Source organism: Streptomyces sp., assembly GCF_036566765.1.
Lineage (GTDB): Bacteria > Actinomycetota > Actinomycetes > Streptomycetales > Streptomycetaceae > Streptomyces.
In genome coordinates this window covers 21,086-27,732 of the sequence record NZ_DATCVQ010000767.1, presented here as the reverse complement: position 1 = coordinate 27,732, position 6,647 = coordinate 21,086, and the positions used below count along the sequence as shown (strand labels likewise).

General features: G+C 72.7%; 7 protein-coding genes. 6 read left to right on the top strand and 1 reads right to left on the bottom strand.

Annotated elements, in window-relative coordinates; translation table 11 throughout:
* The 3 genes from VIU94_RS44525 to VIU94_RS44515 form a co-directional block, all read left to right on the top strand.
* Positions 1-406 (top strand): nucleotide-binding domain containing protein (locus VIU94_RS44525; protein ID WP_331921435.1); only part of this gene is annotated, 406 nt, incomplete at its 5' end.
* The gene (gene pdxA, locus VIU94_RS44520; RefSeq protein ID WP_331921433.1) at positions 403-1,389 is read left to right on the top strand and encodes a 4-hydroxythreonine-4-phosphate dehydrogenase PdxA; all 987 of its coding nucleotides are present in this window, start codon (positions 403-405) and stop codon (positions 1,387-1,389) included. The genes VIU94_RS44525 and pdxA, both read left to right, overlap by 4 nt.
* Before the next feature lie 16 nt (positions 1,390-1,405).
* Positions 1,406-2,134 (top strand): HisA/HisF-related TIM barrel protein, encoded by a 729-nt coding sequence (locus VIU94_RS44515; protein ID WP_331921431.1) that lies wholly within the window; start codon positions 1,406-1,408, stop codon positions 2,132-2,134.
* Here the strand turns inward: VIU94_RS44515 and VIU94_RS44510 are convergent.
* A complete protein-coding gene (locus tag VIU94_RS44510) occupies positions 2,124-3,017 on the bottom strand; it encodes a formylglycine-generating enzyme family protein (RefSeq protein WP_331921429.1) in 894 nt (297 codons plus the stop codon). The two genes, VIU94_RS44515 and VIU94_RS44510, sit on opposite strands and share 11 nt — an antisense overlap.
* Before the next feature lie 391 nt (positions 3,018-3,408).
* On the opposite strand from VIU94_RS44510, the gene VIU94_RS44505 reads away from it, so the two are divergent.
* From VIU94_RS44505 to VIU94_RS44495, 3 genes are all read left to right on the top strand, one after another.
* The gene (locus VIU94_RS44505; protein ID WP_331921427.1) at positions 3,409-5,085 is read left to right on the top strand and encodes a right-handed parallel beta-helix repeat-containing protein; all 1,677 of its coding nucleotides are present in this window, start codon (positions 3,409-3,411) and stop codon (positions 5,083-5,085) included.
* Positions 5,086-5,203: 118 nt separating this feature from the next.
* Positions 5,204-5,758: a GNAT family N-acetyltransferase gene (locus VIU94_RS44500; RefSeq protein WP_331921425.1), complete on the top strand. Its 555-nt coding sequence runs from the start codon at positions 5,204-5,206 to the stop codon at positions 5,756-5,758.
* A gap of 117 nt (positions 5,759-5,875) precedes the next feature.
* On the top strand, positions 5,876-6,613 hold the full coding sequence (locus VIU94_RS44495) for an SDR family NAD(P)-dependent oxidoreductase (protein WP_331921437.1): 738 nt from the start codon (positions 5,876-5,878) through the stop codon (positions 6,611-6,613).
* Positions 6,614-6,647 lie beyond the last annotated feature (34 nt).

Sequence of the window (6,647 nt, the reverse complement as noted above, 5' to 3'; positions counted from 1 at the left end):
GGACGCCGACGGCGTCACCGCGGGCCCCGGCCCGGCCGAGACCGCCGCCGCGCTGCGCCGCCGCACCGCCCCCGTCCTCACCCTCGGCACCCCCGACGACCGCATCCCCTTCACGACCGCCCGCGCCGTCGCCGACGCCATGGCCGTCGCCGTACGGACCCTGGCCGCGGAAGGCGTCGTGGACGCGCTCGTCCTCACCGGCGGCGAGACGGCAGCCACCGTGCTCCACGCGCTCGACGGCACCGGCCTCGACCTCGTCGACGAACCCGAGCCCGGCGTCGCCCGCGGAACCCTGCTCGGCGGCGCCGCACCGCTGCCCGTCCTGGTCAAGGCCGGCGGCTTCGGCGACGACGACACGCTCGTACGGCTCTGCCGGCTCACCCTCGGCGCGGGGGACCCGTCATGAAGCCGATCGCCCTCACGATGGGGGACCCCTGCGGCATCGGCCCCGAGATCGTGCTCAAGGCCTGCGCCGACCCCACCCGTACGGCCGTCCCCGTCGTCGTGATCGGCGACCCGGGCGTCCTCGCCCACGCCGAGCGCGTCGTCCGCAGCGGGCTCGCCGTCCGCCCGATCGCCACGCTCGACGAGGCGGCGTACGCCCCCGGCGCCGTCGACGTCCTCGTCGAGGGCGAGCTGCCCGCCGACCTGCCGTGGGGCGTCGTCGACGCCCGCGCGGGCGACGCCTCGTACCGGTACGTGCGGCGCGCGGTGGAGCTCGCGCTGAGCGGAGCAGTACGGGCCATGGCGACCGCGCCGATCAACAAGGAGGCCCTGCGCCTCGCCGGGATCCCGCACCCCGGCCACACCGAGATCCTCGCCGAGCTCTCCGGCACCGCCGACTACGCCATGATGATGGCCACCGACGAGCTGCGGGTCGTCCTCGTGACCGTCCACCAGTCCCTGCGCAGCGCCATCGAGTCGCTCACGCCGGACCGCGAACTCGACATCATCCGACTCACCGACCGTACTCTGCGCCGCGGCGGCCTGCCCGCCCCACGCATCGCCGTCGCCGGCCTCAATCCGCACGCCGGGGAGAACGGCCTGTTCGGCCGCGAGGACCTCGACGTCATCGCCCCCGCCGTCGCCGCCGCCCGCGCCGAGGGCATCCACGCCGACGGGCCGCTGCCCGCCGACACCGTCTTCCTGCGCGCCCGCACGGGCGAGTTCGACGCCGTCGTCGCGCAGTACCACGACCAGGGCCTGATCCCGGTCAAGTACCTGGGACTTCAGCACGGCGTCAACATCACCATCGGCCTGCCGTTCGTCCGCACGAGCGTCGACCACGGCACCGCCTTCGACCTCGCCGGAACCGGCGCCGCCGACCACGCCGCCCTGCTCACCGCGCTGCGCCACGCCGACGCACTCGCCGGCCCCGCGCGCCCCTGAAAGGAACCACGCCACCGTGGACTTCATCTTCATGCTCACCCGCGCCGACCGAACCGTCACCGACTGCCTCGACGTCCTCGAAGAGATAGCCGATCTCGGCCTCACGCACATCGGCTTCAAGGATGTCGGAGTAGACCGGGCCACCCTCGGCCGCCTGAACACCTTCATCGGTGCGCTCGGTGCGACGAGCTGCCTCGAAGTCGTCAGCACCGACCGCGAGCAGGCCCTCGAGTCCGTCCGGACCGCCGTCGAGCTCGGCGTCGACCAACTGCTCGGCGGCACCTGGATCGAGGACACCCTGCCCCTGCTGCGCGGTACCGGCATCGACTACCTGCCGTTCGCCGGAGAGCCCGTCGGCCACCCGACCCGGCTCGCGGGCAGCCCCGACCGGATCGCCGCGGACTGCCGGCGCGCCGAGGCGGTCGGCTGCGCGGGCGTGGACCTGCTGGCCTACCGGGCCACCGACGCGGACCCGCTGGACCTGGTCCGGGCCGCCCGCCGGGCCACCGAGGGCCGACTGGTCGTGGCGGGCTCCATCGCGAGCATCGACCGCGTCCGTGCGCTCGCCGCCGCCGGAGCGGACGCCTTCACCATCGGCTCGGCGGCCTTCGACGGCTCGCTGACGCCCCGCGCCGGGACCCTCCGCGCCCAGCTCGCCCCGGTCCTGGAAGCGGTGCGCGTCGACGCTCGGGACATCCCGAACGCGTTCCTTCCCGACGACACGGTTCGTCCGCTCAACGGCTGACGCAGCGGAAGCCCAGGTGGCAGGCCGCGGTCGCCTCCGGCTCCGCGACACGGGCGGCCGGGCGGAAGTGATGGCACGAACGCGGGGCGCACAGATGCGAACCGCCCTTGACCACCCGTTGTGCACCGGCGTCCGTCGTCCGGTCGGCGTCCGGCACCCGGCAGGGGTGCGCGGAGCCGGCCGCGAGCTCCGCGGACGCGGGATCCGCGGTCCACTCCCAGACGTTGCCGACCATGTCGTGCAGTCCGAGGCCGTTGCGGTCGTACGCGCCGACGGGGGAGGTGCCGGGTGGCGTGTTGCGCCGCCAGGGGAAGTCGCCGTGCCAGGTGTTGGCCATCCGGCGGCCGTGCGGGGCGAGCTCGTCGCCCCAGGGGTACGCGACGCCGGCCAGGCTGCCCCGGGCCGCGAACTCCCACTCCGCCTCGGTGGGCAGCTGCTTGCCGGCCCAGGCCGCGTACGCGGTCGCGTCCGTGTAGGCGACATGGGTGACCGGATGGTCGGCGCGGTCCTCCAGCGTGGAGGCGGGGCCCTGCGGGTGACGCCAGTCGGCCCCGGGGACGTACGCCCACCACCGGTTCCGGTCCTCGAGCGGCACCGGTCCGTCCGTCGGCCGGAAGACGAACGAGCCAGGGACCCGGGACGGGACGCCCCGCGCCGAGGGCCGTTCGGCGGCGGTGAGGTGACCGGTGGCCAGGACGAAGGCCGCGTACTCGGCGTTCGTCACCGGCCTGATGTCCATGAAGAAGCCTGCGACGGAGACCGGCCGCACGGGCCGTTCCTCCGGATGAAAGGCCTCGCTGCCCATGGCGAAGGTCCCTCCCGGAACCCACACCATGCCTTCGGGCACCGCCCGCACCCCGTGAATTTCCAGCCCCTCAGTCATGCCGGACACCTTAACCACAGAACAGGCAATACGGTCATATCCCCCGATATGGGATCTACGCGTCGCGGCAGCGGCGCCCCCGGCTGGACGCGCGGGGGATCAGTCGCGGTTGAGCTGCAGCCGTCATGTTCACCTGATCGTAGGCCCGGTCGGCAGTCGGATTCCCGCTCGTCAAACGGAGTTGACGCGATTCCCTTCGCCCCGGCCGGTGATCGCCAACGGCGGTCGCCTCGCGGCCGGCCCTGCCGTGCCGAGTGGATCACCGGTGCGGATGGCGGTGCGCACGTGACTCGGATGCCGCGCCGCCGTCGGCGTTTCTTATACGCCTTTTCTGGCAGTCTGTTGCGTTGTGTGCTTGATGCGGCACGGGAACGTTCCTAAGGGGTGCGCAGTGAACGCGGTGAAGCGGAGCCGTACGACGAGGACCGCCGCGGGAGTCTCGGCCGCGGTGCTTCTGCTGCTGACAGGATGCGACGTGCCGGGGGTCTACCGGCCGGCCCGCCCCGTCTCCGGAGGCCCGTTCACGTTCTATGTGAGCCCCGACGGCGACGACAAGAACGACGGTATGTCGCCGGACAAGCCCTGGCGTACCCTCGCCCACGCGAACGACGTGCACCTCAAGCCCGGCGACCGGCTCCGGCTCGAGGGCGGCAAGCGGTTCCGCGGCAGCCTCACCCTGGAGAAGGGCGAGGCGGGCCGCGCGGCGAAACCCGTCGTCATCGACTCGTACGGGACCGGCCGCGCGACGATCGCGCCCCGCGGCACCTCCGGCATCACCGTGCGCAACACCGCCGGAGTCGAGATCCGGAACCTGTCGCTCGTCGGCGACCGCGCGGCGATGCGCGAGGCCGACGGCATCGCCTTCCACAACAGCCTCCCGGACGCCGAACGGCTCGGCCACGTCCGGATCTCCAATGTGGAGGCGAGCGGCTTCGAGAACGGAATCAGCGTCGGCGCGGACAAGGACTCGGCCGCCGGATTCAGCGACGTGCGGATCACCGACGCCTCCGTACACCACAACCTCGAGGCCGGGATCGCCTTCTACGGGCCCGACTTCGAGGCCGCCCGCCCCACATACGCGCACGAAGGGCTGCGGATCGAGCGGGTGAAGGCGTACGCCAACACTGGCGACCCGAAGAGCGACGAGCGCAACACCGGCAGCGGCATCGCGCTCGGCAGCGTCCAGGACGCGAAGGTCATGCGCTCGGTGTCGCACGACAACGGCGCGAAGTCCGCCGTCGACGCCGTCGAGGGCCCCGAGGGCGTCTGGGTGTACGACTCCACCCGCGTCGTCCTGGAGAACAACAAGTCGTACCGCAACCGCACGGGCTCCCGGGTCGACGGCGGAGGCTTCGGCCTCGACAACAACGTGTCGTTCTCCGTCATGCAGTACAACCTCGCGTACGGGAACGACGGGCCAGGCTTCCTCGTCTACTCGGGACAGCCGACCGGCGCGCACAAGAACAACGTCGTGCGCTTCAACATGAGCTGGGACGACTCGCGCAAGCTGCCCGAGTACGGCGGCATCGTCGCCTACGGCACCCGCATGAGGAACCTGGACATCTACCACAACACGGTCCTGATGCGGACCGCGAGCCTCGACGGAGAACGGCCGCCGGCGCTCCGGCTGCGCGACGGCATGCGGGGCGTCCGCGTCCACAACAACATCCTCGCCACCGACGGCGGCCCCCTCGTCGACGCGGAGTCGTCGTACAACCCCGCCACGCTGCGCCTCCAGGGCAACGACTACTACAGCACCGACGGTTGGGCCCTGCAGTGGGGCGAGAAGCGCTACACGACCCTGAAGGACTGGCGTGCCGCGTCGCGCCAGGAATTCCTCGGCGGGGAGCCGACCGGCTCCAACGAGGATCCGTGTCTGCGGGGCATGGCCACCCCGGTCACCGACAGCGCCGGCGCCGGGAACCTCAGGCCGCGCTGCAAGGGTGACGTGCCGGCCGGCCTCGACCCGGAGGCGTTCGGCGTCGACCCGGGGCCCGTCGACTACTTCGGCAACCGGCTCCGCAACTCGGTGACGGTCGGGGCCGCGCAGCCCCGGGACGAGGACTGACGCGCGAACAGGAACCGCCGAGATCCGGCCGGGTCCGCAGCGCCCGGCCGGATTCCGGGTGCCCGGGGGTGAAGATCGCGCATAACCTCGTGCGCGAACCACGACCCCAGGAGCGCACATGGACCTCATCACGCTGCCCGTCACCACCGAACGGCTGATCCTCCGCCTGTTCACCGCCGACGACATCGACGACATGCACGCGTACCAGGGTCTCGAGAGCGTCGCCCGCTACCTGTACCGGCCGCCGCGGACCCGCGAGCGCTGCGCGGAGGTCATCGAGCAGATCTCCGCCCCGACCGGCTGGGCCGAGGACGGTGACGAACTCGTCCTCGCGGTCTGCCGCGCCGACGAGCCCGGCGTGATCGGCGAGGTCGTCGTCAAGCTGTCCAGCGCGTACGCCCACCAGGCCGAGATCGGCTGGGTCTTCCACCCGGCGCACGAGGGCCGGGGGTACGCCACCGAAGCCGCTCGGGCCGTTGCCGCGGCCGCGTTCGACGACCTCGGCGCCCACCGGATCTTCGCCCGGCTCGACGTGGAGAACACCGGCTCGGTGAAGCTGTGTGAGCGGCTCGGCATGCGGCGCGAGGCGCATCTGGTGGAGAACGACCTCGACGGCGAGCGCTGGGGCAGCGAGTACATTTACGCGGCACTCGCGCACGACCTCAAGCGCTGAGCGCACGGCGCCCCCGCACGGACGCCACCCCACACGCACGATCCAGGGGAGAACAACGTGTCCCGTCCGATCAGCGGTTCGGTCACCGGCCAGGCCACCCACCAGGTGACCAGCCCGATCACCCGTCCCATCACCATCGTCACCGGAGGCAGCCGCGGCATCGGCGCCGCGACCTGCGTCCGGCTGGCGACCGAAGGCCATGACCTGGTCCTCGGGTACGTACGCGACGACGCGGCCGCAGAGGCCACGGCGGCCGCGGTCCGCGCGGCGGGCGCCCGCTGCGTCGCCGTCCGCGTCGACACGTCCGACGAGAAGGACGTGGAGCGGCTGTTCGACACCGCCGGCGAACTCGGGCCGGTCACCGGCCTGGTCAACAATGCCGGGGTGACCGGGCCGCTCGGCTCGCTCGTCGACGCCCGCACCGAGGACCTCCGCCGTGTCGTCGAGGTCAACCTGCTCGGGTACCTGCTGTGTTGCCGCAGGGCGGCCCGCGACATGGCGGCGCACGGCGCCGGCGCCATCGTCAACGTGTCGTCCGCCGCCGCCACGCTCGGCAGCCCCGGCGAGTACGTGCACTACGCGGCGAGCAAGGCGGCCACCGACGCCCTGACCGTCGGCCTGGCCAAGGAGCTCGGGCCGGCCGGCATCCGGGTCAACGCGGTCGCTCCCGGCACGATCGAGACCGACATGCACGCGGCCATGGGCGACCCCGACCGGGCCGCGAAGTCGGCGGCCTTCACCCCGCTGGGGCGGCCGGGGCAGCCCGCGGAGATCGCCGCCGCCATCGCCTGGCTGCTGTCGGCGGACGCCTCCTACACGAGCGGGACGGTGCTGCGGGTCGCCGGCGGGCGCTGACGCGGCCGTGGGTTCGTGGCGACGCGGGCGTGAC

Bases quoted from the DNA above. Each gene is read 5' to 3' on its own strand.
- pdxA (WP_331921433.1), top strand. From the start codon at position 403: ATGAAGCCGATCGCCCTCACGATGGGGGACCCCTGCGGCATCGGCCCC.
- VIU94_RS44510 (WP_331921429.1), bottom strand. From the start codon at position 3,017: ATGACTGAGGGGCTGGAAATTCACGGGGTGCGGGCGGTGCCCGAAGGC.
- VIU94_RS44500 (WP_331921425.1), top strand. From the start codon at position 5,204: ATGGACCTCATCACGCTGCCCGTCACCACCGAACGGCTGATCCTCCGC.